Raw genomic sequence first — 24,592 nt, 5'->3', positions numbered from 1 at the left:
GTTGCTGGAAGACCAGGCACGGGAGGAGGAGTCCGTGCTCGCCTGAGCCACTTGCGCCACAATACTCGTGCACGTATATTTGTAGACGAGTAGAGGAGGTGCCGCGATGAAGAAACGCAAGGTGGACAACCTGCTGGCGCTCGCGGTGCTGTCCGTGATCGTCGAGCGGCCGATGCATCGCTACGAGATCGCGCAGACCCTGCGCGACCGGGGCAAAGACCACGACATGACGATCAAGTGGGGTTCGCTCTACACCGTGGTGCAGAACATGGCGAAGGTCGGCTTCCTCGAGGTCGTCGGCAGTGAACGCGAGGGTGCGCGGCCGGAGCGGGTGATCTACCAGATCACCGACGCGGGCCGCGCCGAGATGGCCGACTGGACCAGGGAACTGCTGTCCACACCGGAGCCGGAACAGCACCGCTTCGTAGCGGGTCTGTCCATTCTCGCGGTGCTGCCGCCCGGCGAAGTGATCGAGTTGCTCGGCAAACGCCTGGACGCGCTGGAGCAGACCATCGGGACGGTGCGCCGCGAACTCGACGAACTCAGCGCGACGCTGCCCCGGTTGTTCATCGTCGAAACCGAGTTCGGGGTGGCGATGCTGGAAGCCGAAGCGGCATGGACGCGTTCGCTGCGCGACGAGCTGACCGAGGGCACCTTCCCTGGGCTGGCGCAGTGGCGGGAGTGGCACGACCGCGGCATGCGACAGTCCGAGGTCGCCGAACTGGTGGAGAGGGGGATGGCCGAGAGCTAGTCGAAACCGGACCCGGCGAGGTGCGGCAACACCACCGCCGGGGCCGATCGAACAGTCTCGAACCGCGCCCGCGAACGCGCACCCGGCTACAAGGCTGGCAACCACAGGATAACCGGGTGGATGGCGCGCGGGTCGGTTCGGGCAACCGAAACCCGTATCGCACGAATCCTGGAGACACCTATGTCCACAACACGTACCGCCCTGGTCATCGGAGGCGGCATCGCCGGACCCGTCGTCGCGACGGCCCTGCGCAAAGCGGGCATCGACGCCCGCGTCTACGAGGCCTATCCCGGCCCGTCCTACGGCATCGGCAGCGGACTGGCGCTCGCGCCGAACGGCGTCGCCGCGCTCGACATCATCGGAGCGGGTGATCCCGTGCGCGATATCGCGCTCCCGGTCACGGGGATGAACATGTCCGTGGGAGACAAGCGGCTGCCCCTGCCCATCCTGTCCGATCTGCCGCCGCTGCAGCTGGTCGATCGCAGCGAACTGCACCAGGCGTTGCACCGGCACGCGGTCGCGGCGGGCGTCCCGTTCGAGTACGACAAGCGCCTGGTCGACGTGCGCGAGGACGAGTCGGGCGTCACCGCCCGGTTCGCCGACGGCAGCACCGCCACCGCGGACGTGCTGATCGGCGCCGACGGCATCCGCTCGACCGTGCGCACGCTGATCGACCCGAATGCGCCCGGTCCCGACTACACCGGCATGCTCGGGTTCGGCGCCATCACCGAGTGCGACGCCGACATCCCGCCGGACACCATGACTTTCGCGTTCGGCAAGCGCGCGTACTACCTGTACTGGCCGATGGGAGACGGGCGGGTGGCATGGGGCGCCAACTTGCCGCACAAGCAGTACCTGTCGCTCACCGCGGCGCGCGCCGTCCCCAGCGTGCAGTGGCTGAAGATTCTGCGCGAGACCTATGGCGAGGACACCCCGGGTGGCGAACTGGCCAGGCGCACCACCGAGGAGCAGTTGGAGGTGGTCGGGGCGCTGCACATCATGCCGCCGGTGCCGCATTGGTACCGCGGACGGATGGTGCTGGTCGGCGACGCGGTGCACGCGCCGTCCAACAGTTCCGGCCAGGGCGCGTCGCTGGCCATCGAGAGCGCCGTGCAGCTGGCCCGCTGCCTGCGCGATCTTCCCGCTCCGGAGGCGTTCGCCGTCTACGAGCGTTTGCGGCGCGGCCGGGTGGAGGGTGTCGCGGCGCGTGCGGCGAAGATCAACCACAGCAAGACGCCGGGGCCGGTGGGGCGCAAGATGATGCAGCTGCTCGCGCCGCTCATGATCAAGACGGTGATGAACCCGGAGAAGACCATGGGTCCCGAGCAGCGCTACCGGATCGACTGGGACGCGCCCGCGGACCGCGAACTCGCGGCGGCCTAGTGGTGAAGTCCTGCCGGTGCACCGGACCGGCAGGACTTCGAAACACCGGGTGTATCGGCCAGGGAATAGACTTGCTCAGTGAACGATAGGGATTCCGATGGGAATGTCGATCTGAACCAACTACGCACCTTCCTGGCCGTGCACCGCGCAGGGTCGATCACGGCGGGGGCGCGGTTGGTGGGGCTGTCCCAGCCGACGGTCACCGGTCAGTTGCAGGCGTTGGAAAAGCGGCTGGGCGCGCGGCTGTTCGACCGACTGCCGCGCGGCGTGGCGCCGACCGCGGCGGCGACCGAGCTGGCGGCGCGGATCGCCGCACCGTTGGACGCGCTGGACACCGTGGCGGGTCCGGCCCGTCGTGCCGAGCCCGCGCCGCAACCCGCGGTTCGGTTGGCCGGTCCCGCCGAACTCCTTGCGGTGCACGCTATCCCGGCATTGGCGTCACTGATCGCCCGGGGCGTGCGGCTGGTGGTCGACGCGGGACTGTCGGACGATCTGCTCGGCGGGCTGCGCGCCGGACACTACGACCTGGTGGTGTCCACGGTTCGGCCCAGAGGCCGGACGCTGGTCGCCGAGCCGCTGACCGACGAGGAGTTCGTCCTGGTGGCCGCGCCATCTGTCGCCGCGCGGATCGATAGGGAGCGGCTGCGCTCCAAAGGCCCGGAAGCGTTGTCGGGCATCCCGCTGATCAGCTACGCCGCGGACCTGCCGATCCTGCGGAGGTACTGGCGACACGTCTTCGGCATCCGGCTCACCGCGGAGGCGGCGCTCGTCGTCGCGGACCTGCGCGCGGTCACCGCGGCGGTCGCGGCGGGCGCGGGTATCAGCGTGCTGCCGCGTTATCTCTGCGCGGCCGAATTGGATTCGGGAGCCCTGGTCGCGCTGCTGGAACCGGAGGACCCGCCGATCAACACGGGGTTCCTGGTGCGCCGACCCGGGGCGGCCGCCCGCCCGCACGTCGAGTTGGTATACCAGCGGCTGATCGCGGCGGCCAGGCAGTGGTGAACGGCGACGAGCGCGGCGCCCGACGCTACCGTGGCGCGGCACGGTTGCGCAGGATGCGCGCGGTCTGCTCGTCGCCGGGGAGGAACGCCTCCAGCTGGAGTTCGGCGAGCGTGATGTCGACGGCGGTGGCGAACGAGGTGAGTGTGGTGATCAAGCGCAACTCGCCTGCGTCGCAGCGCAGCCGCAGCGGCACCGCGAAGCCGAGGTGGTCCGGTCCCGGATCGGCCTGCGGCAGATAGCTTTCCAGCTCGGCGATCAGCTCGTCCAGGGCTGGGTCGGGGCTGCGCGTCATCCGGCCGCGCAGCGCCTCGGTGATGTGCCGGCCCCATTCCGGCAGGTTGACCACTCGCGCGGCCAAGCCCTCAGGGTGCAGCGCGAGCCGGAGCACGTTGACCGGAGGTTCCAGCAGCCACGGCGCGACGCCCTCGGCGAGCACATCGAAAGCGGCGTTGGCGGCGAGCAGGATGCCGTAGGGCCGCACGACCAGCGCCGGGTAGGGCAGATGACCGTCCAGGATGGCGCGCAGCGCCTCCAGTACCGGCGCCAATACCGCGGTGTCGAGCTCCGATTCGGGGAAGAGAGGCGCGTAGCCCGCGGCGAGCAGTAGTCCGTTGCGCTCGCGCAGCGACAGTTCCAGCGATTCGGCCAGGCGCACCACCATCGTGCGTCCCGGTCGCGAGCGCCCCTGCTCCAGGAAGCTCAGGTGGCGCTGTGTGGTGTCGGCGCGGATCGCGAGGTCGAGTTGACTGACCCGGCGCAGCGTCCGCCAATGCCTGAGCTGCCGGGCGAACCCGGCGGGTTCCGTCACCGTCGTCATAGCAGCAGTATCGGTCGCCGCCGGGTCGCTCGCCATACCCTGCGGGGAATCGCACGCGATCGGACGACCGGCAAAGCTCTGCCGTATGAGCAAGCAACTCGATGAGCAGGAACTGACGAACTTCGCCGAGCGGTATGTCGCGCTGTGGAACGAGCCCGACGCCGAGACCAGGTACCAGCGCGTCCGGCAGCTGTGGTCGGCGGACGGAGCGCAAGTGCTGGTCGACCCGCCGCAGGCGATGCGGGAAGCACTGGCCGCGCTGTCCTTTCCGATCCCGACCGTGGAGATCCGCGGCTACGAAGCGTTGGATCGCCGCGTCGACCGCGCCTACGACGAATTCGTCGCCCGAGGCGAGCACGTGTTCACGGCGAAGGGAGCGGCAGTTCGCCTGTCGGCGAACCTGATCGGCCTCACCTGGCACATGGTGACCAAGGCCGACGGCGCGGTGGTCGGCGGCGGCTACGACGTCATCGCGCTGGACGACAACGGCCGGATCCGGTGGGACCACCAGTACATCGGGGTCGCCTGATGAATGCCGTTCAGGGACAGCCGCTCAGTACGCGGGCCATGGCGTCTTTCTCGGGCTGGGTAACCCAGAGCTGATAGGCCGCCTTCACCTGAATCTGACTGGTCACGTAGGCGCAGTGGAAGCCCTTGTTCGGCGGCAGCCATTCGGCCGCGTCGGAATCGCTCTTGGACTGGTTGGCGGGGCCGTCCGCGGCACGCAGGTTCAGCGGATCGTTCGCCAGATCGCGGCGGCGTTCCGCGGAGAGCTTCTGAGCGCCTTTCTGCCAGGCATCCGAGAGCGCGACGACATGGTCGATCTGCACGTCGTCGGATGACTTCACGCCGCGCGTGAACTGAATGGTCTTGCCCGTGTACGGGTCGTCGAGGGTTCCGGTGGCGACGATGCAGTTGCCCGACTTGAATGTCACGGCGGTCAGGTCGCGTTGCAGGATGTCGTTGCGGGTGTCGCAGCCGTTGTTGCCGCCGGGCACCGACACGTTGTCCGACCACGGCGGACCGAATTCCTCCCGGCTGTAACCGGTTTTAGGAGCGCGGTCCGCGACGCGCAGGGAATTCAGCAGGGCCATTGCCTCGCGGCCGGGTATGGCGGCGGTGCACGCCTTGCCGCCGGAACCGCAACCTGTCGCCGCGGACGACTCGCTGGTTCCGAGCTGGGAGCAGGAGACCAGTCCGAGAGAAGTCGCGACCATGACGCTGATCAGGGCCAGGCGGTGTGCTGTGGATTTCATCGAAGTTCCTAACGCCGAACCCACCGGAAACTGTAACCGGCGTCAAAATATCCATTGGCCGCGCCGACACAAACGCACGGCGCATATGAGATTCGGCACAGCTACCCGGATCGGACTGGTGCGCCAAGGCGGTTGGACAGCAGAAGTGGGCCCGCCCCCGAATCGCCGTGCCGGCGCCGATTCGGGGGCGGTTCATCACGAGGAGGCCTGGGAGCCGCGCGGTTGTGCGGATGGTTGTCCACTCCGAAGACCGCACTGGACGACACCACGGGGCTGATGAGGGGGAGGTCCCGAGGTGTCGAGCCGCGCCTGCTCCGGACTCACTCGTGACGATCAGGGATGATCGGGATCCGGCCGGCGCGGGTGGGTCCGGCGACCTGTAGCCGCTTGCGCACCAGCACTTTTTGCTCCATCTCGATCATGCTTGATTCTACGTATCGAGACAGTAGATAGCCGGGACGTCGATTGGCAAGTTCGTTCGGATGTTCCGGAAAATTTCTCAGATGATCTTCAGTTTCCGCCATGCATCTACTGCATGACTACGGATATTCGGACGTCGTGGCGCCATTCGACAACTGTGACGAGTGTCACTCTCCAGTCGGTCACAGGTGGCCGTGATCGGGTGTCGAAACCAGGTGAAGGCAAGCAAACCCGAACCTGGAAGGACGACATCATGCCTACCGTCGAAGTACTCGACTCGTTTATCCACTACCGCGACGCAGGCGAGGGTGCGACCCCGGTGGTGTTCCTGCACGGCAACCCCACCTCGTCGTACCTGTGGCGCAATGTGATTCCGCACGTCGCCGATCGAACCAGAGCACTGGCGCCCGACCTGATCGGGATGGGGGAGTCGGGCAAGCCCGACAGCGGCTACCGCTTCACCGATCACGCCGCCTACTTGGACGCTTGGTTCGACGCGCTCGGGCTGGACCAAGTAGTCCTGGTCGGGCACGACTGGGGCGGCGCGCTGGGCATGCATTGGGCTGCCGGGCATCCCGGCCGGGTGCGTGGCATCGCGCTGATCGAGACCTTTCTGCGGCCGATGGCCTTCGACGAGCTGCCCCCGCTCGGCGCTGAGCTCTTCCGCAAGTTCCGGTCCGCCGAAGGCGAGCGAATGATCTTGGAAGAGAACACCTTCATCGAGTTCAACCTGCCCAAGGGTGTCGCCGACCTCGCCGCCGAGGACCACGACGTGTACCGCGCGCCGTATCCGACCCCGGAGTCGCGCAAGCCGCTGCTGGTGTGGCCGCGGGAGTTCCCGCTCGACGGCGAACCCGCCGATGTGGTCGCCATCGTGCGCGAGTACGGCGCGTGGGCGGCCGCCACGCCCGAGGTGCCCAAATTGCTGATGGCGCTGGAGAACGGCGTAGGCCTGGGTTCGCCGGAAGCGATCGACTGGGCCGCGACCACCTTCGCGAGCGCCGAGGTCGCGCCGATCGGTCCGGCCGGGCACCACGCGCCGGAGGACCGGCCGGACGAAATCGGTCGCGCGGTCGCGGACTGGTTGGACCGGCACGCTCTGCTCGGGGCGGCCGCACGGCCGTGACGCGGGCGCTTCGCCGAATGGATCGACGGAGTCCGCGCCGGCTCCGGCGCAGGCGGTGACCGGTGCCGCTTGCGCAGGCCGCGAGACAGGCCCAATGATGGCCGGATGGGCACGGAGCAAGACCTGGTCGCGGCGGAAGAGCAGAACATGGTCGCCCGCGCGGTCGCGGGCGACCGGGACGCCGTCGCGCAGGTGGTGCGCCTGCTGCAGGACCCGCTTTACCGGCTGGCCCTGCGCATGGTCTGGCGGCCCGCCGAGGCCGAGGACGCGACGCAGGAGATCCTGCTGCGCGTCCTCGACCACCTGCACACCTGGCGCGCCGAGGCGAAGCTGCTCACCTGGGCCTACCGCATCGGCGTCAACTACCTGCTGAATCTGCGACGGCAGACCCCGCAGGAGGCCGCGCAGCTGAGTCTGGACGCCTACCGGGAAGGACTGGCCGACGGGCTCGCGGACGCGGACTACCGGGGACCGGAAGCGCAATTGCTGACCGCGGAGGTGCGGCTCACGTGTAGCCAAGGCATGCTGCAATGTCTGGCCCGCGACGAGCGGATCGCCTTCGTGCTCGGCGATGTATTCGAGCTGAGCTCGACCGAGGCCGCCTGGGTTCTCGACATCACCCCGGCCGCCTACCGGAAACGGTTGGAGCGCGCCAAGAAGAGGCTCGGCAACTTCATGAACGCGACCTGCGGCCTGGTCGACCCGGCAGCGTTCTGCCGCTGCTCACGCCGAGTGGACAAGGCGCTGGCCCTCGGCCGCGTCGATCCGCGCAAGCCGGTGTTCGCACACCATCCGGTCAGCGCCGGCGGTCGCACCGCGGCCGAAGCCGAACAGCAGATGATCCATCTGCACGACGCGGCTTCGGTGTTGCGCGCGCATCCCGATTACGCCGCGCCTCGAGCGAAAATGGACGCGATCGCCGACCTGCTCGTCTCAGGCCGCTTCCCCATGCTGGGCGAGGGCTGATCCGGTCGAACCTCTCTATGCCGGAAGTTCGGTCGGAAGGGCAGACACAGTGTGGTCGATCGAGGCTCACGTTCCACGCAGTTCTGTTGCGAGCCGGGCGATGTGGGACGGGCCGACGCGGCAGCATCCGCCGATGACGTGTGCACCCCGTGCGACCCAGGCGAGTGCCTGTTCCGGCGCGAATCGGGCGGGGCCGGTCCAGGTGTGGCGGGCGGCATCCCAGCCTTCGCCGCTGTTCGGGTAGGCGATCACGGGTTTGCCGGTGCCTGCGGCGAGTTCGATCGCGGTGGCGACATCGGCGGGCGCGCAGCAGTTCACGCCGATCGCGATGATCGAGTCCGACGCGGCGGCAACCGCGAAGGCGTCCGTGAGCGGCTGCCCTGCCCGGGTGCGGGTGCCTGCGATGGTGTAGCTGAGCCACGCGGGCACACCGATGTCGGTCACCAGGTCGACCAACGCCTCGGCTTCGTCGGTGTCCGGGACGGTTTCCAGAGCGAGCAGATCGGCGCCCGCGTCCGCGAGCACCTCCATTCTCGGCCGATGCCAAGCCCGTAGTTCGGCCACGCTGCGTCCATAGCGTCCGCGGTACTCCGAGCCGTCGGCCCGGGCCGCGCCGTACGGTCCGATCGAGGCGGCGACCCATCGCTGCCGCCCGTCCGCACAGGCGTCACGCGCTGCCCGCGCCAAGGCCACGCTGCGGCGCAGCAGCCGGATCGACTCCGCTCGGCTCAGCCCACGCGCGGCGAAACCCTCGAACGACGCCTGATAGCTCGCTGTGGTCGCGATATCGGACCCTACCTGGAAGTATGCCGCGTGCACGGCCTCGATCGCGGCGGGATCGTCGACCAGGAGCCGGGCCGACCACAGTGCGTCGGACAGGTCGTGGCCGCGCGCCTCCAGCTCGGTGGCCAAGCCGCCGTCCGAGATCAGCACCCCCGCTGCGGGGTCGAACAGCACAGGTCCACTCTAGGACGTGGGCTCACTCGTCGTCGCTGTGCTGGGCAGTCGGGGGAACGCCGGTGTCGAGGAAGCGGATCAGCTGATCAATGCGGGCGGTGTGATCGACGCAGCGCTCCAAGTGGTGTGCGAGCAATGCGTTGTCGATCGCCATATCGGTCGGAGGCTGGGACGCGGGGTCGCGCAGCGCCGAATGCAATTGCTGGTGGAGCGTTTCCATCGATTGTGCGGGCGTCTCCTCAGGCAGCGGTTGCTGACCGGCGACCGCGCGTCCCGCCAATGCCGTGTGCTCGGCGGCCAGCTTTCCCATCGCGGCGAGGATGTCCAGGATCGGCTGCGGAGCGACATGTGCGGGGTGACGCTGGTACACCTGATCGGCGACCCGGCTGGCCAGCCACCCGATCCGGGATAGTTCACCGGCGATCTGGATCGCGGTCACCACGTGCCGCAGGTCGCGGGCGACGGGCGCCTGCAACGCCAGCAGCACCACGGTGCGCGCCTCACAAGCGCCGTACATCTTCTGCAGCTGCTCGTCGAGCGCGAAGGCCTCGTAGGTGGCGGCGAGGTCGGCGTCGACCAACGCATCGGTGACACGCTCGACGGCGTCGTGGGCGAGCGTGCACATCAGCGTCAAGTCCTTGGTCAACGCAATGAGCTCGGCAGTGAACTGGGTCCGCACCGCCAAATTCTCACCTATCGACCGGCGCGGGGTCGATTCCTTACCGGATGTTCTTCGGTAACGACATCGCCTCGGCGCTACCACCCCACGCTCGCCGTCGTCGGAAGATAGCCGGCCGCGCTCGTTCCGGCCAGCGAAATACCAGGTAGTGCTGCAAGTTTCAGTCTCAGGCCGGTGTGGAAGTGGTGTGCACTCCGGCGAAATCGCCATGGCGGCAACTGCGGTGGGTCCGCGTGCGCAGAGGCATTGCGCCACTGCCATTCATGGCGTGCGTCATACCTGCGACACAGTGTGCATAAGCCCTGATCAGCCCACGATTCAAGGCTGTGTCGAAGCCAGTCGTCGAGTAGCCTCGCTGTTACTGTCGCCGCATGCCGAACATGCGCGACATTCAGCATCGGGTGGTGACGACGTTGCAGCGCCGCGTCGGTAACCCGATCATTCGCCGCCTGCCCAGCCAGATTCTGCTGGAAACCACCGGCCGCGTCAGTGGTCAGCCGCGAATCACCCCGATCGGCGGACGAAAGATCGGCAGCGAGTTCTGGCTCGTCTCCGAGTTCGGCGAGCGCTCCCAGTACATCCGGAACATCAAGGCGGACAACCACGTCCGGCTACGCCTGCACGGGCACTGGCGCACCGGCACCGCGCACCTGCTGCCCGATGACGACGCGCGCACCCGCCTCGCCTCTCTGCCACGCGCCAACAGCGCGGCAGTCCGATTGGTCGGCACCGACTTGCTTACGGTGCGGATCGACCTGGACGACTGAACTGGGCGAGCGACTCGACCGCCCGTTCAGGGGTAGAGATCGATCACGTGGCACTTGTCGCTCTCGCGGCCACCTGGGGCCGCGGTCTGCCCGGTGTCGCGGTGACGATCGTGGCCCGGACTGCGGATGCCATTGGCAGGGCGGAGGCGGTTACAGCATTCCGGCGGCTTCGAGTTGGTTCAGGATCTCCGACACTCGTGTGTGAATCTCTTTCAGGCTGGCGACAAGCGGCACGTCGTCAGTTGTGTCGGGCACATCCACGACGACAGTTGCCCTGAGTCGGTTGTTGTAGGTGAGCCTGGACTGGGTTATGCCAGGGCGTAGTCTCAAACGGAAATGCTTGAAAACGGCTCCAGGCACAAGTTCGTGAACTGCTAGGCCGGGGATATCCACGACTTCGTAGTCATCCGATGGCGCGAAAACAAGCTCGGCTCGGAAGTAGTTGGTGACGAGCACTTGGCGGTGCTTGTCGCGGTTGACGAGCTTGTAGAGAAGGCCTAGAGGGTGGTGCGCCGGCTCTGGATCGTTATAAGGCTGATGGTGGACAATTATGGCTGTAGTCGTGGCATCGAAGATTTCCTGAACGCGTATCTCCTTGCCCTTACTGTTGGTACGGCTCAGCAAGGTTGGGAAATACTCCGCGTGCGGATAAACAGCATGGTCGAGCGCAGCCCGTAGGTTGGTGAGTGCATCGCCCGTAATCAATGCCCAGTCGTCGGGCACCTCGGAGACGCTTAGGGCCGCTACTTGGCAGTCGACCTCGTTCTCGTATTCGGTGCTGGCGGAAAGGTCGACCCGGACTTCGATCGGGTTCGCGTCCTGGTATTCCGAGATCATGCGTTCGAGGTCGTTGATATGGTGATTTGCGCGGGCAAGCTTCTGCCGCGCGCTTGCGATGCCGGTAATACCGTTCATACTTTCGAGCGTACCGACATTCCTGGAGCCGGCGGCGCATGCTCGAGTTATCGGGATAATGAACCTACGCCGGTTCGGTGTCGGCAAGATACCGGTACACCGTCGCGTGGGAGCAGTTGAGCATTTTGGCGATGTCGGAAACGGGCACGCCTTTCGAGCGAATGCAGCCATGATCGTGAGCATTGCTTTGCCCATGAGGCTATCGGTGTGCAATCCATCGGTGAGCGAGCGAAACCCGATTCGTCCGTCCCGGAACGTCAATGCGGATGCTGGGCAGCGTATTCGGCGCGTTCCAGCGCGCGGCGCCGAGCCCGCTGGGGGTTCTCCAGATCCGCGGGCAAGCCGTGTTTCGCGAGCCGGTGCGCGCGATTCATCGGCATGTACGCGACGGTGTAGAACAGGGCGAGCAGCAGCGCGAGCAGAACCATCGCGCCGCGTAGCCAGAGTTCGCCAGGGAAGAGCAGGAACGCGGCGAACAGCGGGGTGAACGGCACGAGCCCGCGCACGACGTGCCGGACCGCGGCGTACCGGCCGGTGAGGTCCTCGCGCACCCATTCGTTCATCGAATCCGGTAGGCGGCGTCCGAACGCGTAGCCGATCCATTGGAGGGGGTTGGGACGGCGTTGTGCTCGGGTCATGCCTGGGCTCCTCGGTCGGCGGTCGTGGGCGCGTCGTCGGCCGTGGCGAGCACGGATCGGCGGGCCGCGTGGTTCACCCGGGTGAGCACTTCGCGGAGCTCTTCGAGGTCCGCCAAGGTCACGCCGAGCCGTCGTACGACGGCCGGTGGAATCTGCTCGGCCTGCTCGCGCAGGGCGGCTCCGGCCTCGGTCAGGGTCACCACCAGGTTCCGTTCGTCCCGGCTGTCGCGTTGGCGGGTGATCAGCCCGCCGCTTTCCAAGCGCTTGAGCAGCGGTGACAGGGTGGGGGAGTCGAGCTGGATGGTTTCGGCGATCGCTTTGACCGACATCGGCCCTTCACCCCAGAGTGCGAGCATCACCAGATACTGCGGGTGTGTGAGCCCTAGCGGCTCGAGCAGCGGCCGGTAGACGGCCAGCACCGCCCGATTGGCCACCGCCAGTGCGAAGCACACTTGCCGGTCCAATCGCAGTGGATCCTCGATCTCGGTCTCCATCGGTCCTCCTCGTTCGCTGACCAAGTTAATCCACTAATAGTTCGTGCGTTAAGCGATGTGGGCGACATCTCCTCGCGAGATCCCGGCGTGGGCACAGTTGCTCGATACCGTGAGATCCATGCACACCGAGGCGGGCCCGCTACGCATCCCCGAGTTGGACGCGATACGGGGTTTCGCGCTGTGCGGGATGCTGGTGGTGACCATCCGGCAGATCGCGGACATGGCAGCGACGGACGAGACCGGCCTGGTGATTCCCGTGGGGCACGCGCTGACGGTGGTTTTCGAAGGGCGGTTCCTGCCGATCTTCTCGTTCGTGTTCGGGCTCGGCTTCGCCGTGCTGCTGGACCATGCGGCCGAGCGGAGCGAGCGTCCGCGACTCGTGCTGGTCCGCCACCTGGTCGTGCTCGGCGTCATCGGCCTGGTCCATCAGCAGTTCCAGCCGGGAGAGGCGCTGCTACCGTACGCGCTGGTGGGGTTGGCGATCCTGCTGCCCGCGGCGGTGCTCCCGAATTGGGTGGTGCTGATCGCGGGCTTGGCAGGCACCGTCGGCGTGGCGGTGGCCCTCGGTGGCGAACTGGCTCTGGTGCCCGGGTTGTTCCTGCTCGGCTTGGCCGCCGCCCGCGCCGGGATCGTCGAGACCCTGGGTGAGCGGGGTTGGGAGATCGGTGTGGTCTTCGTTGTCGCGCTGCCCGCCGCCGTGCTGGCGGCCAGGTGGGAATACCGGACCCCGTATCTGGATTTGTGGTCGACTCCCGCCGCGGCGGTGGCGGGTCTGCTCGGCGCGCTCGCCTACCTGACCGGATTTCTCCTGCTGCTGCGCATCGAGCCGGGACAGGTGTTGTCGGAGGTGCTTGCGCCGCTGGGCCGGATGGCCCTGACCAACTACGTCGGCGCCACGGCGCTGATCCTGCTCGCCGAACCTCGCCTCGGGCTGGCCGGCTCCACCGATTACGCCTCGTTGCTGGGTTGGGCTGCCGCGATCATCGTGGGGCAGGCGCTGTTCAGCGCGATGTGGCTGCGGTTTTTCGACTACGGTCCGCTCGAATGGGCGTGGTGGTGTGTCACTTGGTGGACGGTGGTGCCGATCCGTCGTGCGCGGGTGCCGAGCCGCCGGTACTGACCTCGCCGGCTCTGGTCTCCAGTTCGGCCAGCGTGGCGGGAACCAGCGGCGCGGTGTCGAATTGGATGGCGACCTCGACCAGCCAGGCCAGCTCGCCGGCGAGCGTGGGCTGGTTCGGCTCGGTGAAGGATTCGTCGTCCAGGGTCGGCGGCAGGCCCAGCCGGTAGGCGCGCAGCGCGGCGGCGATGCGCGCGGCTTCGATCGCGGCCGCCCGCGTGCGGTCCGGGACCGGCAGTTCGGTCGCCAGACGCTCGGCGACCGCGGTCGCCTCGGCGGACAGGTGCGGCTGCAGGCGCAGCAGCCAGTCTCGAATCTCGATCACCCTGCGGTACACCCGGTCCCGGCTGGCCGGACGACGCCGCGACGACGTGTGCGCCAGTTCCGGGGCCACCTCGCGCAGGGCCAGCCACAGCGGACGCAGCCGGGGCAGCGCCCGCATTCGCGCGACCGTGTGCAGCAGCCAGGGCGCCAGCGAGGGGCACAGGTAGCCGACCAGCATGACGGTCGCGCCGAGACTGGCGAAGGCGGGCGCGATGTCGGTGTTGAGGCGGCGCAGCCCGATGCCGAACCACGCCGCGACGATCGCGATCACCTTGCCCACGCTGTAGCCCAGCGCGATGGTGCTGCCCACGGCGAGCAGCCGCAGGCCGCGTCGCAACCAGATGCGGTCGACCTCGCCGATCCACCTGCGGCACAGCAGAATGATCCGGATCAGCGCCGCTGAGTACACGGTGAGATAGACGCCGAGGAACGCCACCGCGAGCGGGACCTTCGCGTAGTGGTCGTCGAAGTCGGTGGGATGACTCTCGTCGTGCACCGGGGCCACCGTGAACAGCAGCGCAAGCACCGCGAGCACGAGCAAAGGCAGCGCGAGGATGCGCCGCGCGGCCCGGTTTTCGGGCTCCTGCGGCGCCACCATGAACTCGGTCCAGACGATCTGGGCGAGAACAGCGGTCGCGATTGCGCCGTACACGACAAGCGAAGCCAGATTCGGGATCCCGGAAACGTCTCCCAGCCAGGTATAGATCTGCGGCACAGCGGCTTCGAAACCGATCCCCGCCGCGAGGATCGCGAACGCGACGGCCCAGCGTGCGGGGTTGTCCGGGCTGCGAAGGGCTAGGCCGGCGCGCCACAGGAACGCCGCGAACGCGAAGGCGCCGATGCCGCCGTACACCGCCGCGAACCACATCGGCTCAACCCTGTCCCGGACCGAGCGCGTCCAGCAGCCGCCGCGCGGCGACGGGCGCGGCGTCGGGCAGCACCCACTCCTCCCGGGCGGTCCAGTGCGTGATGTGGTGGGCCATCAGCATATTCGCGATGTCCTCCGCCTCCTGCTCCTGCGGCTGGGCGTAACTGGTGCGGCCCAGCATCCGCTGCACGACCGCCGGGTCGATATTCGGGGCGAGCAGCCGTACCGCTTCCGCGCCGCGCACATCGACGGTGCGATGGCCGGCGAGCAGATGACCGAGCTCGTGGCAGACGATGTGATCCTGATGCACCTTCGAGGTATTGCGTTGGTAAGCAATAAAATCGATCGCCTCTGTGACCAGCAGTCCGCCGGTGAGGCCGGTCACCGGGAAGCTTTCCGGGCGCAGCCGCAGCGGCCGGGCGCGGCGCTCGGCCACCGCCTCGGCGAGCTCGCCGACGGTGAACCGGCCGGGTAGTCCGAGGCCGCGCAGTTCGCGCCGCAGCCATCGACGATCCAGCACCGGCTGGTCACCTCCGTCCTCGCTCCACGCCGCGATCCGCATCGCTCACTCGCGGTCTTCGGTCTCGATGCGCCGCAGGATGTCCAGCATCGCCAGCACCGACTCCGCGCGGACCGTACCTTGTTGCAGCCCGTCGCGCAGCACCAACTCCAGCACCTCGTGTTCGGCATTTCCCTTGAGCGCGTTGATCAATGCCAACTCGCTGCCGCGCGCCGCGGCCAGCTGCGGATCGGTGAACGGGTCGAGACTGTCCAGCCCGAAGTAGCCGCGGAACACCTCCAGCGTCTCGTACGACGGATTCACCGCCTGCCCCGTGCGCAGCTTCCAGAGGTAGTTCGCGGACAGGCGCGCTCCGGTGGTGCGGTGGATGTCCTCGGCCAGGGCTCGGTGGGTGATCTCCAGGGGCCGTCCGTCTTTGCTAGCGGGCGGGTGCATTCCATTGATCAGCGCGTTGAGAGCCCGGGTGAACGGGTGTGGAACCTCCCCCATGGTCAGCGTGTCTCCTGTAGTTGACAGGGTGTGTGTCGTAGATCATACTCGTCCGTGCTCCGCCAGCGCATGCCGGTGTGGTCGCCCCGCATAGGTGGACGACCGTGAGAGGCCCGGCTCCCGAGAGCGGTAGCAGGTGGGGCGATCATCGTCGCTCGCCCCATCTCAACGGAGCCTCATCGGCAGTGCGAGCGGGCCGCGATGCCGAAACCCGGAGCGCCAGACGATATCCCGCTCGTCCACCAGCAGCACCGAATCCGGCCACCGGGTCAGCACGTGATCCAGCACCGCAGTGGTGAGCGTATGCACCAGCGCGTTGCCCAAGCAGACATGCACTCCGTAGCCGAGTGCGAGCTGCGCGCCGCGGTCTCTGGTGAGGTTCAATTCCTCAGGTCGATCGAAGGTTTCGGGATCGTGATTGGCGGAGGCGAGACACAGCAGCACCGTCTGTCCCGGCTGGATCGTGGTTTCGCCGATGGACAGCTCGGTCGTCGCGAACCGTGGACCGGCGAGCACTTGCGGGGACAGGTAGCGCAGCAGCTCGTCCACGGCGGCGTGCTTGTCGGACATCGCGCGCAGCAGCTCGCGCTGGTCCGGGCGGCCGAGCAAGGCGAGCACCGATCCGGCGACCAGATCGACCAGCACCTCGTACCAGACGAACAGCAGGTAGAACAGCAGCCCGGCCAGTTCGTCGGCGCTGGGTGACCCGGTGTCGGCGTGCGCGGCCACCAGGCGGCCCAGCACCGTGTCCGCGCGGTTCGTGCGCGCGTGCGCGGTGGCATCGGTGATGATCGCCAGCATCGTGGTGAGTGTGTCGCGGGCGCGTGGGGGCGACGCCGACGGAATCAGCGTCGAATTCGCCCAGGCCAGAAGGTTTTTCCGGGTCGGCTCGTCGAGGCCGAGTAGTTCGCCGAGTACCGCCGCGGGCAGCGGGACCGCGAGGCGTTCGACGAAATCGATCGGCTCGCCCGAAACGACCTCGTGCAATAGCGAATTCACCAGGCGGGGAGCCAGCTCGGTCCACTCGGCCAGCCGTCGCGGTGACAGCTCGGCAGTTACCAGACCGCGCAACCGCGCGTGGTCGGCCGGGGCGGCGTTGAGGAGGTTGTCCAGCGGTGGCGGCACGGCGAAGCCGCGATAGTCTTCCCCCTTCGCGTAGTGGACCCGGGTGGACAGCCGGTGATCCAGCAGTCCGGAGCGCACGTCGCGGTATCGGGTCACCAGCCAGGCCGGGGGACCATCAGGTGTCCGGATTCGGTGTACGCCGCCCGCGGTGCGCAACCGATCGAGTGTTGGCCACGGGTCCCGCGCGAAGTCGGAGTCGAACACGTCCGTCACCCGGTCATCATCCCGCACGCCCCAGCGACGGATGCGGATGATGCGCGGACTGCCCGCGAAGCAGCCGAGCGTGGCGTCCGGAGATCCGTGCGGCCGCCGTGCGCCCGCCCGGTCCGAGACTCGATCAGGAGGCGGCGGCTCCGGTCTGCCGGATGACGTCGAGGACCTCGCCGTAGGAGAGGGTGGAGTTCACCAGGGCGCGCTCGGACGGCACATCGATGTCGACCGAATCGATGCCGTTCACCCCGCGCAGTGCCGCTTCGATCGCCGATGCGGACTCCCGGGTCACATTGTGCAAAGTAATCGTGTAGGTCATGCACGTCGCATAGACCGATTTGCAGGATGCAAACAATACGTTTGCCCGGTTTGATCGCGGCGGCTGCGGGAATAGCGGAGTTGTCATAACGAATCGAGGCAACAGGGATTGTCATGATCATCATCATCGGGCTCGTCGTCTTGATCGCGGCGGTGACTATCGGTGTTGCCGCCGTGGTCGGCAACACCGGCGACGTCCAGCAATTCGCGGTATTCGACTACCAGTTCCACGGCTCCACTGGGGCGTTGTTCGGTTACGGGATCGTACTGGGCGCCATCGGGATGCTCGGGCTGGCGCTGGTGCTTTCCGGCGCTTGGCGGGTCTCCCGGCGCGGCGCGGCGGCACGTCGTGAGCTCAGGCAGTCTCGTCGCGAGATGGCGTCGGCCAGGCGTGATCTCGCGGCAGGCACTCCTGAGACAGGTGCGCAAGCCACCCGCGAGCCGGCTTGGCGGCGGTGGCTGCACACACCGACGCGAGGTGAGCGCGGGGCGACGGCTTCCACCTCGAAACCATTGACCGCGAAATAATTATCGAGAAAAGGAAATACGGCAATGATTATTCTCGGCCTCATCCTCTTGGTCCTCGGCTGGCTGCTGGGAATTGGACTGCTCACCACGGCGGGCATCATCGTGCTGATCATCGGTCTGGTGCTGCTGGTCGCGGGCTCGGTGGGCCGTCCCGTCGGCGGCCGCCGCTGGTACTACTAGCGGCCTCGACACCCAAGGAATTGGTCATGAAGTTCGAAGATCGCCTCGCGCATCAGGCACGGGCCACCCGGGGCAGGGTGAAGAAATTCCTCGGTAAGACGACGGGAAACTCCCGGTTGCAGGCCGAGGGGCGTCGTGAGCAGTTCCGGGGCAACCTGGAGCGTGCCACGGACAAGCTACGGGACGCGTTCCGGCGCTGATTCGGGATCGGCCGGTGCCACGCGGAGGCGATGAGCCGTCGCGTGGCACCGGCTCATATTCCGGCCACGTCGGCGAGCTGCCCGATGCCGTAGGTGACCCCCATTCCCAGCGCGCCGCCGAGCACCACCCGGATCACCGCGCGTCCGCGCGGGCTTCCGCCCAGCCGGGCACTGACCGAACCGGTGATCGCGAGCGCCGCGAGCACCGCCGCGAAGGTGACCGGGATACGCGCGCTGACCGGCGGCAACAGTATGGCCAGCAAGGGGAGCAACGCGCCGAGGATGAAGGACACCGCCGAGGAGAACGCCGCTTGCCAGGGATTGGTGAGTTCGGCCGGGTTCAGTCCGAGTTCGGCTTCGGCGTGGGCGGTGAACGCGTCGTGCGCGGTGAGCTCCTCGGCGACCTTGCGCGCCGTCTCCGCCGTCAGACCCTTTGCTCGGTAGATCCCGGCGAGTTCGGCCAACTCGTAATCCGGCTCCTCGCGCAGCTCCCTGCGTTCTCGCGCCAGCAGGGCACGCTCGGAATCGCGCTGGGTGCTGACGGAGACGTATTCGCCCACCGCCATCGAGATAGCACCGGCAGACAGGCCCGCGATACCCGCGGTGAACAGCGCCGCCGTGTCGGTCGTAGCCGCGGCGACGCCGACGACGAGGCCCGCGGTGGAAACGATGCCGTCATTGGCGCCGAGTACTCCCGCGCGCAACCAGTTCAGCTTGCTCGCGAAGCCCACACCGTGTGGCTCGTGTGGATGGGGCCCGGGTATGCCGATCGTGCCGTCCATGAAACGCAGACTATGTCACCGCGGCCGATTCGCCAGGTGCTCGATGCGCCATGGACGGCTATTCCGGTGGGCGGGGCACCGTCGGCGGGCTCGGGAGCATCGAGCGGTGAACAACCTGCAGAATCAGCAGAAACAACGCCGAAATCCCCGCGGTGGTGTAATCGCCGAAAAAGACCGCCAGCCCCGCGAACGCGCCGAAAACCGGAATCTCCAGCAGCGTGCACCAGCGCAGGATCCGTAGCCGCCGCGCGTTGACGGTCAGCCGCCGCACACCGTCGTCGATGATGGTGAGCGCGGTTTCGTAGCGCACCATGCCATCACCGACCTGGACGAACATGTGCACCGCTTGGTCGCGGCTGAGTTCGCCGAGCCAGGCACGGTCGATCAGGCGCTTGCCCTCCTCGGCGACCTCCTTGACAACCGCGTCCATCGCGGCCCCCTTCCCAGTGACCCCGGAGAGTCTAGCGGCCGAATCACGCCTTCCCAGGAGGGATTCGAGGGGCCGGCTTCAGGTGCGGTCGATCTCCAGCCGGTCGTCTCGGACGCCGATCCAGGCGTAGTCGCGCGCCCGGGTGATGGCCACGAGTTTCTGGCGGTCGGCGAGCTCTGCTCGTTCGCGGCTCGCGCCGGTCGGCGGTGCGGCGCCGCTGGACCAGGTCGGGTGGAAGACGGCCGCGAAGTCGAGGCCCTTGGCGCGGTGGACGGTGCCGACTTTCACCGCCGCACAGGGTTTTCCATCGAATTCCGTCAGGGACAGCGTCGCGATGCCGACCGCGTCGAGCGCGCCGACGATCCGGTCGGCCTCCAGGTTCGTCCTGGTCAGCACCGCGATGTCGGCCAGCGGTCGGCCACACTCGCGAATGCCGGTCACCAGTGCGCTCTCCAGGTATTGGTCGGGTCCCCGCCAGATCTGCACCGCGCCGTCGGGCAGCGTGACGTCGGCGTCACGCAGCGACACTCCGGACTCGCCATCGAAATCGCCGAGGGCGTTCACCGCGTCGATTCCCGCCGCGTTTTCCCAGACGCGTCGGCGATTGCGGTAATTCACCCTGAGAATCTCGCCACGGCCGCGCAAGGTGATGCCCGCGTCGGCCATCCGCCAGCCGCCCGCGTACACCTGTTGCTGGCCGTCACCGAGCAGCAGCAGCGGACTCGACCCGTTGCCACCGGCGATGGCGTGCGCCAGCCGGAGCCCGGCCAGCGTCATGTCCTGTACCTCGTCGACCACGACCGCCTCGTACGGTTGCGCGAGCGGTTCATTGCGAATCTCGGCCAGCGCGATGGCGATGACGTCGCTGTAGTCGGAGATGCCCCGCCTGCGCATCTCTCGCACATACGGGACGTAGAGCTTGTGCCACACATCGGCGCGTTGCGCGTCGTCGAGTCGAATTCCATTGCGACCGTGGCGTTCCACGCGCTGATAGACGTCGAGATCGTTGATCTCCCGGCCTTTGATGACGCGATCGATCTCCTCGCGCCAGTAGCTGCCGCGCGGTTCCACGGCCTCGAAATCGGCTCTCGCCCGCTCCCAGACCTGGGCGAAAGCACGATCGGCGCCGACCGGGTCGAGATTCGGCGGGGCGATCCGCTGCGCGAGGAAGTCCATCGCCCAGGAATGCAAACTGGCGAAGTGGACACGCCCCTCGGTCCCTGGCGCGAGCCGGCGGAAGTAGGTTTCCTGGCAGTTCGCCAGCGTCTTGACGAAGGTTGTGTACAGCTGACGTCCGGTGGATCGTTTCGCCTGCCTGGCCATGCGGTGCAGCGCTACGACCGTCTTGCCGGTGCCCGCCGGACCCGCCAGGCGTGCGGGGCCGGTGTACATGCGCGACACCAGCGCCTCCTGATCGGGATCGAGGAAGGTCATCCAGTGCTGGAACGGCCGGTGCAGTGCCGCATCGCGCTGTGCTGCGGTGACGTCCGAGCGGTCGAGCAGGGCCGGAGCTTCGTCCGGCGGTTCTTCGATCTCCACCAAGTCGTACTCGACGGCCTGGTCGGCGACCGTTCTCGCGATCGCCCCCACCCGGCTCGGCCGCAACCGCCGATCACGTGCGCGGATCACCCGATCGAGCTCGGCCGGTCCGGCGAGGGCGAATCTGCCGTCCTCGCGGACGCCGATCTCGCCGGGGACGAGCAGCACGATCTGCACGTCGTGGGGGACGACCTTCTCGCGCCCGAACTGCACCTTGCCGAACTTCGCCTCGACATGGTGGCGGATCCGGTCCAGCCGGACCGGAACGTCCGCGGTGAAACACAACGCGAAAAGCCCTGTGCCGCAGATCAGCAGCGCGTGCGCGTGATCGTCCGGCGGGTGTGCCACGTTGCGATGAACGAGTAGACGCCGGTCCGGCTCCGCCAGCGCTTCGGCGAGAAACGAGTGTTGCGGCGCGGTCAGTCCGGGGATGCGGTGCAGTGCGTCCGCCACGCGTCCTGGCCAGGTATCGGGGTTCATGCCGCCGCCTCACTGACGTTCGGCTCCGCCATCGCCACGGGGGTGGCTGTGCCGACTTTCCGCTTGCCCATGGGATCCCCCTTCCGGCGCGCACTACCCGGTATTCGACGGTAGAGACCGGGCGTCGCGGCCGGAATGGTTCGGAGGCTTTTCTGGGCAACCGTTACCGAAATGGGCGGATCGGAGGCTGGACCGTTGTCGTCCTGTCACCCGAAAGTGTTGTGCTGATGAGTGATTCCAGTCGATCCGGCGCGACGTAGCGCGGTAGGGGTTGTGCCCCACCATCTTCGGGCGCATCGCGTGAACGTCGCCTGTTCCGACAACCCGATCAGCGAGGCGATCTGACTCATCGGCATATCCGTCGTGGTCAGATACCGCCGCGCCGCATCACTGCGAACCTCGTCCACGATCGCGGCGAACGAGGTGTGCTCGGCGGCCAGGCGCCGTTGCAGCGTGCGCGGATGGACCGTCAGAAGCCGTGCGACAGACCCGATCTCGGGAGCCGCCGTGCCGAGCAGCTGACGTACGGCCGCGCGCACCTTGGGCGCGATCGCCGCGTCCGCGCCGCCGGACTGCTCGGCGAGGAACGCCATGGCCAGCCGATGCAGGTTTTCGTCGCCGCCGGTGAGCGGGCGGGTCGCCAGGCTGCGCGGCAACCGCAGCGCCGCGGACGGCCGCTCGATGCGCACCGGTGCGCCGAAGAACTCCTCGTAACTCGCGATCGGCGCCTCCGGCCGGTAGGGCAGCTCGACCGAACGCAAACCGTAGCGAGCGTCCACCAGGCGCTGGATGGTGCGATGTAAGAACGCCAGCCCGAGGTCGGTGCCCTGGACGGGTGTCGGCAGGCCCGGTTGCACCCCGTACCGCAGCGCGAGCACGCCGCGCTCGCCATAGGGATCCGGTTCCAGCGTGAGGCTGAGCGAACGCGCGTGCAGGAACAGATACCGCGCCGCGCACTCGAGCGCGTCGGCCACCGACGGTGAGTTCCGGATGGCGAGCGCCAGCGGACCGAGCATGTCGAGATCTTGGCGATGCGAAATCCGCAGGCCCAGGTCGGGACAGCGCAGCTGGTGCGCGGCCAGCTCCAGCACCGCGGCCAGCTGCTCGTCGGGAACGAGCAGGTCGTCGGCGTCGAGCGCGGCGGAAGGCAGGCCGCACGCCGCGGCCAGCGCCTCGGCGTCTCCGCCCAGCTCGGCCACGGTGGCCCGGAACCCGCGCAAGCCCGCCGACCGAATCACGGACATGTCGTCCAGAATCAAATAGTTGTCGCGGGAAGTCAAGAACGCGGTCGGTTCGGCTCGCACACTGGAGGCATGACGGAGACCGCCGCACCGCCGGAATATCTCGATGTCGTGATCGTGGGCGCCGGCCTGTCCGGTATCGGCGCGGCCTACCGGCTGCAGACCGAATGCCGCGCAAAGACTTACGCCATTCTGGAGGCGCGTGACACGCTCGGCGGCACCTGGGATCTGTTCCGGTATCCGGGTGTTCGCTCGGACTCCGACATGTTCACACTCGGCTATCCGTTCAAGCCGTGGCTGGAGTCCGAGTCACTCGCCGATGGCCCGTCGATCCTCCGCTACATCACCGAGACCGCGACGGAATACGGCATCGACCGGCACATCCGCTATCGCACGAAAGTGCTCGCTGCCGACTGGGACAGTCAGGCCGCGCGCTGGACGCTGACGCTAGAGCACCGCGACGCGGCGGGCGCCATCGAAACATGGACCCTCACCTGCGGCTTCCTGTATTCCTGCGCCGGGTACTACGACTACGAGCGGCCGTACGCACCGGAATTCCCGGGCATCTCCGCCTTTTCCGGAACGGTGGTGCACCCGCAGTTCTGGCCGGAGGACCTCGACTACCGCGGCAAGCGCGTCGTCGTGATCGGCAGCGGCGCCACCGCGGTCACGCTGGTTCCCGCGCTGGCCGAACAGGCCGAACTGGTGACGATGCTGCAACGCACGCCCACCTGGATCAGCGCCGTACCAGGCCGCGACAAGCTCGCCGACAAGATCCGCGCCCTGCTTCCGGCGCGGCTGGCGTATCGGGCGATCCGCACCAAGAACATCCTGTTCACCATCGGCTTCTATCAGTACTGCCGTCGCCGCCCGGAGTCCGCGCGGAAGTTCCTCACCGGCCTCACCACGCGAATCCTGAAGGACGACAAGCTCGTCGCCGAGCACTTCACGCCCAGCTACAACCCTTGGGATCAGCGCCTGTGCGCCGTGCCGGACGCGGACTTCTTCAAGGCGATGAAGAAGGGAAAAGCCGAGGTCGTCACCGATCACATCGATGCCTTTGTCCCGGAAGGCATTCGACTGAAGTCCGGCCAAGTGCTGGAGGCGGATGTCGTGGTCACCGCCACGGGTCTGCGACTGCGCGCCTTCGGCGGCATCAGCCCCAGCGTCGACGGCGCGCGGGTCGACTTGTCCGAGCAGTTCGTCTGGCAGGGGACAATGATCACCGGCGTGCCCAATTTCGCGGTGTGCATCGGGTACACGAATGCCTCCTGGACGTTGCGTGCCGATCTCACTTCCCGGCTGGTGTGCAAGGTGCTCGACCACATGGACCGCAAGGGCTATGCCGCCGTGGTGCCCGAGCCGCGGGGCAAGCTGGACGAGCGTCCGCTGCTGGATCTGGCCTCTGGCTACATCCAGCGCTCGATCGGCGAGTTCCCGCGCCAGGGCGACCGTCAGCCGTGGCGCGTCCGGCAGAACTACCTGCTCGATTCGGCCGCCACCCTGCGCACGAACCTCGGCAAGACGCTCAGCGCGACGCCGAGATCGGCGGTCCGAGAGCCAGTGCCGGTTTCCTAGCGCTGGCCGAACACCCTTCCTGATGGACTAGGCGCCGGGTCACGTCGCGGTGGCCCGACGTCCAACGGAAAGGGTTATCCGACATGACGAGATTCCTCCGAGCAACCGTCGCACTCGGCGGCTTGGTCGCCGCGGGTGCGCTGCTGGTTCCGGCGACCGCCTCCGCACAGCCAGGTCCTGGTGGCGCGCTGCTGGAGACGACGTGCAGCTTCGCGCAGATCGATGCCGCCGTGCACGCCCAGTTCCCCGAGTTCGCCGCCCGGCTCGACGCGCACCCCGATCGGAAGGCCAAGCTGCAGGAGTTCCTCAGCCTGCCGGTGGATCAGCGCAAGCAGCGGGCGAAGGAGTTCCTGGACACGCATCCGGACGCCAAGCGCAAGTTCGAGGAGCATCGGGATTCGCCGCGTGCGCAGGAGCACCGGGACAAGATCCGGGTCGTCCTCGACACCTGCCACAACTACTGAGTACGGGACGGGCGAGGTGTCGGACTCG

Annotated in this window: 31 protein-coding genes; 13 read left to right on the top strand and 18 right to left on the bottom strand. The window is 67.6% G+C overall.

Annotation, left to right across the window (positions count from 1 at the left end; all coding sequences use genetic code 11):
• Positions 1–106 precede the first annotated feature (106 nt).
• The 3 genes from IU459_RS16940 to IU459_RS16930 all read left to right on the top strand — a co-directional run bounded on the left by IU459_RS16940 (position 107) and on the right by IU459_RS16930 (position 3,136).
• Positions 107–751, top strand: a complete 645-nt coding sequence (locus IU459_RS16940) for a PadR family transcriptional regulator (RefSeq protein ID WP_195130495.1) — start codon at positions 107–109, stop codon at positions 749–751.
• A 180-nt stretch (positions 752–931) separates the two neighbouring features.
• Positions 932–2,134 (top strand): FAD-dependent oxidoreductase, encoded by a 1,203-nt coding sequence (locus IU459_RS16935; protein ID WP_195130494.1) that lies wholly within the window; start codon positions 932–934, stop codon positions 2,132–2,134.
• Between the two features lie 78 nt (positions 2,135–2,212).
• Positions 2,213–3,136: a LysR family transcriptional regulator gene (locus IU459_RS16930; RefSeq protein ID WP_195130493.1), complete on the top strand. Its 924-nt coding sequence runs from the start codon at positions 2,213–2,215 to the stop codon at positions 3,134–3,136.
• A 25-nt stretch (positions 3,137–3,161) separates the two neighbouring features.
• On the opposite strand, the gene IU459_RS16925 is transcribed toward IU459_RS16930, so the two are convergent.
• Positions 3,162–3,953 carry a helix-turn-helix domain-containing protein gene (locus IU459_RS16925; RefSeq protein WP_228838017.1) on the bottom strand — a complete coding sequence of 264 codons (792 nt, stop codon included), beginning with the start codon at positions 3,951–3,953 and terminating at the stop codon, positions 3,162–3,164.
• Positions 3,954–4,038: 85 nt separating this feature from the next.
• Here IU459_RS16925 and IU459_RS16920 point away from each other — a divergent pair, with 85 nt between their 5' ends.
• Positions 4,039–4,482, top strand: coding sequence for a hypothetical protein (locus IU459_RS16920; protein WP_195130491.1), 444 nt, complete (start codon positions 4,039–4,041; stop codon positions 4,480–4,482).
• A 10-nt stretch (positions 4,483–4,492) separates the two neighbouring features.
• Here IU459_RS16920 and IU459_RS16915 read toward each other — a convergent pair whose 3' ends face one another.
• On the bottom strand, positions 4,493–5,209 hold the full coding sequence (locus tag IU459_RS16915) for an HNH endonuclease family protein (RefSeq protein ID WP_195130490.1): 717 nt from the start codon (positions 5,207–5,209) through the stop codon (positions 4,493–4,495).
• Positions 5,210–5,529: 320 nt separating this feature from the next.
• The gene (locus tag IU459_RS16910; protein WP_195130489.1) at positions 5,530–5,733 is read right to left on the bottom strand and encodes a hypothetical protein; all 204 of its coding nucleotides are present in this window, start codon (positions 5,731–5,733) and stop codon (positions 5,530–5,532) included.
• Positions 5,734–5,882: 149 nt separating this feature from the next.
• Here IU459_RS16910 and IU459_RS16905 point away from each other — a divergent pair, with 149 nt between their 5' ends.
• Positions 5,883–6,755, top strand: coding sequence for a haloalkane dehalogenase (locus tag IU459_RS16905; protein ID WP_195130488.1), 873 nt, complete (start codon positions 5,883–5,885; stop codon positions 6,753–6,755).
• Between the two features lie 105 nt (positions 6,756–6,860).
• Positions 6,861–7,721, top strand: coding sequence for an RNA polymerase sigma factor (locus IU459_RS16900; RefSeq protein WP_195130487.1), 861 nt, complete (start codon positions 6,861–6,863; stop codon positions 7,719–7,721).
• Between the two features lie 66 nt (positions 7,722–7,787).
• On the opposite strand, the gene mmuM is transcribed toward IU459_RS16900, so the two are convergent.
• Together mmuM and IU459_RS16890 are read right to left on the bottom strand one after the other, a co-directional pair.
• Positions 7,788–8,651, bottom strand: coding sequence for a homocysteine S-methyltransferase (mmuM, locus tag IU459_RS16895; RefSeq protein WP_195130548.1), 864 nt, complete (start codon positions 8,649–8,651; stop codon positions 7,788–7,790).
• Between the two features lie 49 nt (positions 8,652–8,700).
• Positions 8,701–9,357, bottom strand: a complete 657-nt coding sequence (locus IU459_RS16890; RefSeq protein ID WP_324198901.1) for a phosphate signaling complex PhoU family protein — start codon at positions 9,355–9,357, stop codon at positions 8,701–8,703.
• Positions 9,358–9,728: 371 nt separating this feature from the next.
• Between IU459_RS16890 and IU459_RS16885 the strand changes: the two genes are divergently transcribed.
• Positions 9,729–10,124, top strand: a complete 396-nt coding sequence (locus IU459_RS16885; RefSeq protein WP_195130486.1) for a nitroreductase/quinone reductase family protein — start codon at positions 9,729–9,731, stop codon at positions 10,122–10,124.
• A gap of 150 nt (positions 10,125–10,274) precedes the next feature.
• Here the strand turns inward: IU459_RS16885 and IU459_RS16880 are convergent, their stop codons facing one another.
• The 4 genes from IU459_RS16880 to IU459_RS16865 all read right to left on the bottom strand — a co-directional run bounded on the left by IU459_RS16880 (position 10,275) and on the right by IU459_RS16865 (position 12,171).
• Positions 10,275–11,039, bottom strand: coding sequence for a hypothetical protein (locus tag IU459_RS16880; RefSeq protein ID WP_195130485.1), 765 nt, complete (start codon positions 11,037–11,039; stop codon positions 10,275–10,277).
• A gap of 64 nt (positions 11,040–11,103) precedes the next feature.
• Positions 11,104–11,163 carry a hypothetical protein gene (locus IU459_RS38540; protein ID WP_228838043.1) on the bottom strand — a complete coding sequence of 20 codons (60 nt, stop codon included), beginning with the start codon at positions 11,161–11,163 and terminating at the stop codon, positions 11,104–11,106.
• A gap of 133 nt (positions 11,164–11,296) precedes the next feature.
• Complete coding sequence (locus IU459_RS16870; RefSeq protein ID WP_195130484.1) at positions 11,297–11,677, bottom strand: DUF5313 family protein; 381 nt, start codon at positions 11,675–11,677, stop codon at positions 11,297–11,299.
• Positions 11,674–12,171: a MarR family winged helix-turn-helix transcriptional regulator gene (locus IU459_RS16865; protein ID WP_195130483.1), complete on the bottom strand. Its 498-nt coding sequence runs from the start codon at positions 12,169–12,171 to the stop codon at positions 11,674–11,676. Before IU459_RS16865 ends, IU459_RS16870 begins: the two co-directional genes overlap by 4 nt.
• A 118-nt stretch (positions 12,172–12,289) precedes the next feature.
• Here IU459_RS16865 and IU459_RS16860 point away from each other — a divergent pair, with 118 nt between their 5' ends.
• Positions 12,290–13,291: a DUF418 domain-containing protein gene (locus IU459_RS16860; RefSeq protein WP_195130482.1), complete on the top strand. Its 1,002-nt coding sequence runs from the start codon at positions 12,290–12,292 to the stop codon at positions 13,289–13,291.
• On the opposite strand, the gene IU459_RS16855 is transcribed toward IU459_RS16860, so the two are convergent.
• The 5 genes from IU459_RS16855 to IU459_RS16835 all read right to left on the bottom strand — a co-directional run bounded on the left by IU459_RS16855 (position 13,233) and on the right by IU459_RS16835 (position 17,143).
• Positions 13,233–14,480, bottom strand: a complete 1,248-nt coding sequence (locus IU459_RS16855) for an MAB_1171c family putative transporter (protein ID WP_195130481.1) — start codon at positions 14,478–14,480, stop codon at positions 13,233–13,235. The two genes, IU459_RS16860 and IU459_RS16855, sit on opposite strands and share 59 nt — an antisense overlap.
• A gap of 4 nt (positions 14,481–14,484) precedes the next feature.
• A complete protein-coding gene (locus tag IU459_RS16850; protein WP_195130480.1) occupies positions 14,485–15,000 on the bottom strand; it encodes an ImmA/IrrE family metallo-endopeptidase in 516 nt (171 codons plus the stop codon).
• Between the two features lie 45 nt (positions 15,001–15,045).
• On the bottom strand, positions 15,046–15,489 hold the full coding sequence (locus IU459_RS16845) for a hypothetical protein (protein ID WP_195130479.1): 444 nt from the start codon (positions 15,487–15,489) through the stop codon (positions 15,046–15,048).
• A gap of 165 nt (positions 15,490–15,654) precedes the next feature.
• Positions 15,655–16,827, bottom strand: a complete 1,173-nt coding sequence (locus IU459_RS39695; protein WP_195130478.1) for a cytochrome P450 — start codon at positions 16,825–16,827, stop codon at positions 15,655–15,657.
• 124 nt (positions 16,828–16,951) lie between these two features.
• A complete protein-coding gene (locus tag IU459_RS16835; protein ID WP_195130477.1) occupies positions 16,952–17,143 on the bottom strand; it encodes a heavy-metal-associated domain-containing protein in 192 nt (63 codons plus the stop codon).
• A gap of 113 nt (positions 17,144–17,256) precedes the next feature.
• Here IU459_RS16835 and IU459_RS16830 point away from each other — a divergent pair, with 113 nt between their 5' ends.
• The 3 genes from IU459_RS16830 to IU459_RS16820 are packed head-to-tail and all read left to right on the top strand — an operon-like array spanning position 17,257 to position 18,050.
• Positions 17,257–17,670, top strand: a complete 414-nt coding sequence (locus IU459_RS16830; RefSeq protein WP_195130476.1) for a hypothetical protein — start codon at positions 17,257–17,259, stop codon at positions 17,668–17,670.
• A gap of 24 nt (positions 17,671–17,694) precedes the next feature.
• On the top strand, positions 17,695–17,850 hold the full coding sequence (locus IU459_RS16825) for a DUF6131 family protein (protein WP_086006372.1): 156 nt from the start codon (positions 17,695–17,697) through the stop codon (positions 17,848–17,850).
• A gap of 26 nt (positions 17,851–17,876) precedes the next feature.
• A complete protein-coding gene (locus tag IU459_RS16820; RefSeq protein WP_195130475.1) occupies positions 17,877–18,050 on the top strand; it encodes a CsbD family protein in 174 nt (57 codons plus the stop codon).
• A 53-nt stretch (positions 18,051–18,103) separates the two neighbouring features.
• Here IU459_RS16820 and IU459_RS16815 read toward each other — a convergent pair whose 3' ends face one another.
• The 4 genes from IU459_RS16815 to IU459_RS16800 form a co-directional block, all read right to left on the bottom strand.
• On the bottom strand, positions 18,104–18,832 hold the full coding sequence (locus IU459_RS16815; protein WP_195130474.1) for a VIT1/CCC1 transporter family protein: 729 nt from the start codon (positions 18,830–18,832) through the stop codon (positions 18,104–18,106).
• 58 nt (positions 18,833–18,890) lie between these two features.
• The gene (locus tag IU459_RS16810) at positions 18,891–19,262 is read right to left on the bottom strand and encodes a hypothetical protein (protein ID WP_195130473.1); all 372 of its coding nucleotides are present in this window, start codon (positions 19,260–19,262) and stop codon (positions 18,891–18,893) included.
• A gap of 78 nt (positions 19,263–19,340) precedes the next feature.
• Positions 19,341–21,281: a UvrD-helicase domain-containing protein gene (locus IU459_RS16805; RefSeq protein ID WP_195130472.1), complete on the bottom strand. Its 1,941-nt coding sequence runs from the start codon at positions 21,279–21,281 to the stop codon at positions 19,341–19,343.
• A gap of 206 nt (positions 21,282–21,487) precedes the next feature.
• On the bottom strand, positions 21,488–22,525 hold the full coding sequence (locus IU459_RS16800) for an AraC family transcriptional regulator (RefSeq protein WP_195130471.1): 1,038 nt from the start codon (positions 22,523–22,525) through the stop codon (positions 21,488–21,490).
• Positions 22,526–22,594: 69 nt separating this feature from the next.
• On the opposite strand from IU459_RS16800, the gene IU459_RS16795 reads away from it, so the two are divergent.
• Positions 22,595–24,100, top strand: a complete 1,506-nt coding sequence (locus IU459_RS16795; RefSeq protein WP_195130470.1) for a flavin-containing monooxygenase — start codon at positions 22,595–22,597, stop codon at positions 24,098–24,100.
• 83 nt (positions 24,101–24,183) lie between these two features.
• Positions 24,184–24,564, top strand: coding sequence for a hemophore-related protein (locus IU459_RS16790; protein ID WP_195130469.1), 381 nt, complete (start codon positions 24,184–24,186; stop codon positions 24,562–24,564).
• Positions 24,565–24,592: the final 28 nt, after the last annotated feature.

The sequence above is a fragment of the Nocardia amamiensis genome, from assembly GCF_015477605.1.
Taxonomy (GTDB): Bacteria; Actinomycetota; Actinomycetes; order Mycobacteriales; family Mycobacteriaceae; genus Nocardia; species Nocardia amamiensis_A.
The sequence above is the reverse complement of the archived record's forward strand: the minus strand, read 5'-3'. Positions and strand labels throughout refer to the sequence as shown.

Coding starts and splice junctions, on each gene's coding strand:
- IU459_RS16940 (WP_195130495.1), top strand. CDS start 107: ATGAAGAAACGCAAGGTGGACAACCTGCTGGCGCTCGCGGTGCTGTCC.
- IU459_RS16805 (WP_195130472.1), bottom strand. CDS start 21,281: ATGAACCCCGATACCTGGCCAGGACGCGTGGCGGACGCACTGCACCGC.
- IU459_RS16870 (WP_195130484.1), bottom strand. CDS start 11,677: ATGACCCGAGCACAACGCCGTCCCAACCCCCTCCAATGGATCGGCTAC.
- IU459_RS16935 (WP_195130494.1), top strand. CDS start 932: ATGTCCACAACACGTACCGCCCTGGTCATCGGAGGCGGCATCGCCGGA.
- IU459_RS16885 (WP_195130486.1), top strand. CDS start 9,729: ATGCCGAACATGCGCGACATTCAGCATCGGGTGGTGACGACGTTGCAG.
- IU459_RS16865 (WP_195130483.1), bottom strand. CDS start 12,171: ATGGAGACCGAGATCGAGGATCCACTGCGATTGGACCGGCAAGTGTGC.
- IU459_RS16825 (WP_086006372.1), top strand. CDS start 17,695: ATGATTATTCTCGGCCTCATCCTCTTGGTCCTCGGCTGGCTGCTGGGA.
- IU459_RS16830 (WP_195130476.1), top strand. CDS start 17,257: ATGATCATCATCATCGGGCTCGTCGTCTTGATCGCGGCGGTGACTATC.
- IU459_RS16900 (WP_195130487.1), top strand. CDS start 6,861: ATGGGCACGGAGCAAGACCTGGTCGCGGCGGAAGAGCAGAACATGGTC.
- IU459_RS16855 (WP_195130481.1), bottom strand. CDS start 14,480: ATGTGGTTCGCGGCGGTGTACGGCGGCATCGGCGCCTTCGCGTTCGCG.
- IU459_RS16860 (WP_195130482.1), top strand. CDS start 12,290: ATGCACACCGAGGCGGGCCCGCTACGCATCCCCGAGTTGGACGCGATA.
- IU459_RS16815 (WP_195130474.1), bottom strand. CDS start 18,832: ATGGACGGCACGATCGGCATACCCGGGCCCCATCCACACGAGCCACAC.
- IU459_RS16915 (WP_195130490.1), bottom strand. CDS start 5,209: ATGAAATCCACAGCACACCGCCTGGCCCTGATCAGCGTCATGGTCGCG.
- IU459_RS16880 (WP_195130485.1), bottom strand. CDS start 11,039: ATGAACGGTATTACCGGCATCGCAAGCGCGCGGCAGAAGCTTGCCCGC.
- IU459_RS16795 (WP_195130470.1), top strand. CDS start 22,595: ATGACGGAGACCGCCGCACCGCCGGAATATCTCGATGTCGTGATCGTG.
- IU459_RS16835 (WP_195130477.1), bottom strand. CDS start 17,143: ATGACCTACACGATTACTTTGCACAATGTGACCCGGGAGTCCGCATCG.
- IU459_RS16810 (WP_195130473.1), bottom strand. CDS start 19,262: ATGGACGCGGTTGTCAAGGAGGTCGCCGAGGAGGGCAAGCGCCTGATC.
- IU459_RS16905 (WP_195130488.1), top strand. CDS start 5,883: ATGCCTACCGTCGAAGTACTCGACTCGTTTATCCACTACCGCGACGCA.
- IU459_RS16925 (WP_228838017.1), bottom strand. CDS start 3,953: ATGACGACGGTGACGGAACCCGCCGGGTTCGCCCGGCAGCTCAGGCAT.
- IU459_RS16820 (WP_195130475.1), top strand. CDS start 17,877: ATGAAGTTCGAAGATCGCCTCGCGCATCAGGCACGGGCCACCCGGGGC.
- IU459_RS16910 (WP_195130489.1), bottom strand. CDS start 5,733: ATGGCGGAAACTGAAGATCATCTGAGAAATTTTCCGGAACATCCGAAC.
- IU459_RS16800 (WP_195130471.1), bottom strand. CDS start 22,525: ATGTCCGTGATTCGGTCGGCGGGCTTGCGCGGGTTCCGGGCCACCGTG.
- IU459_RS16920 (WP_195130491.1), top strand. CDS start 4,039: ATGAGCAAGCAACTCGATGAGCAGGAACTGACGAACTTCGCCGAGCGG.
- IU459_RS16845 (WP_195130479.1), bottom strand. CDS start 15,489: ATGGGGGAGGTTCCACACCCGTTCACCCGGGCTCTCAACGCGCTGATC.
- IU459_RS16790 (WP_195130469.1), top strand. CDS start 24,184: ATGACGAGATTCCTCCGAGCAACCGTCGCACTCGGCGGCTTGGTCGCC.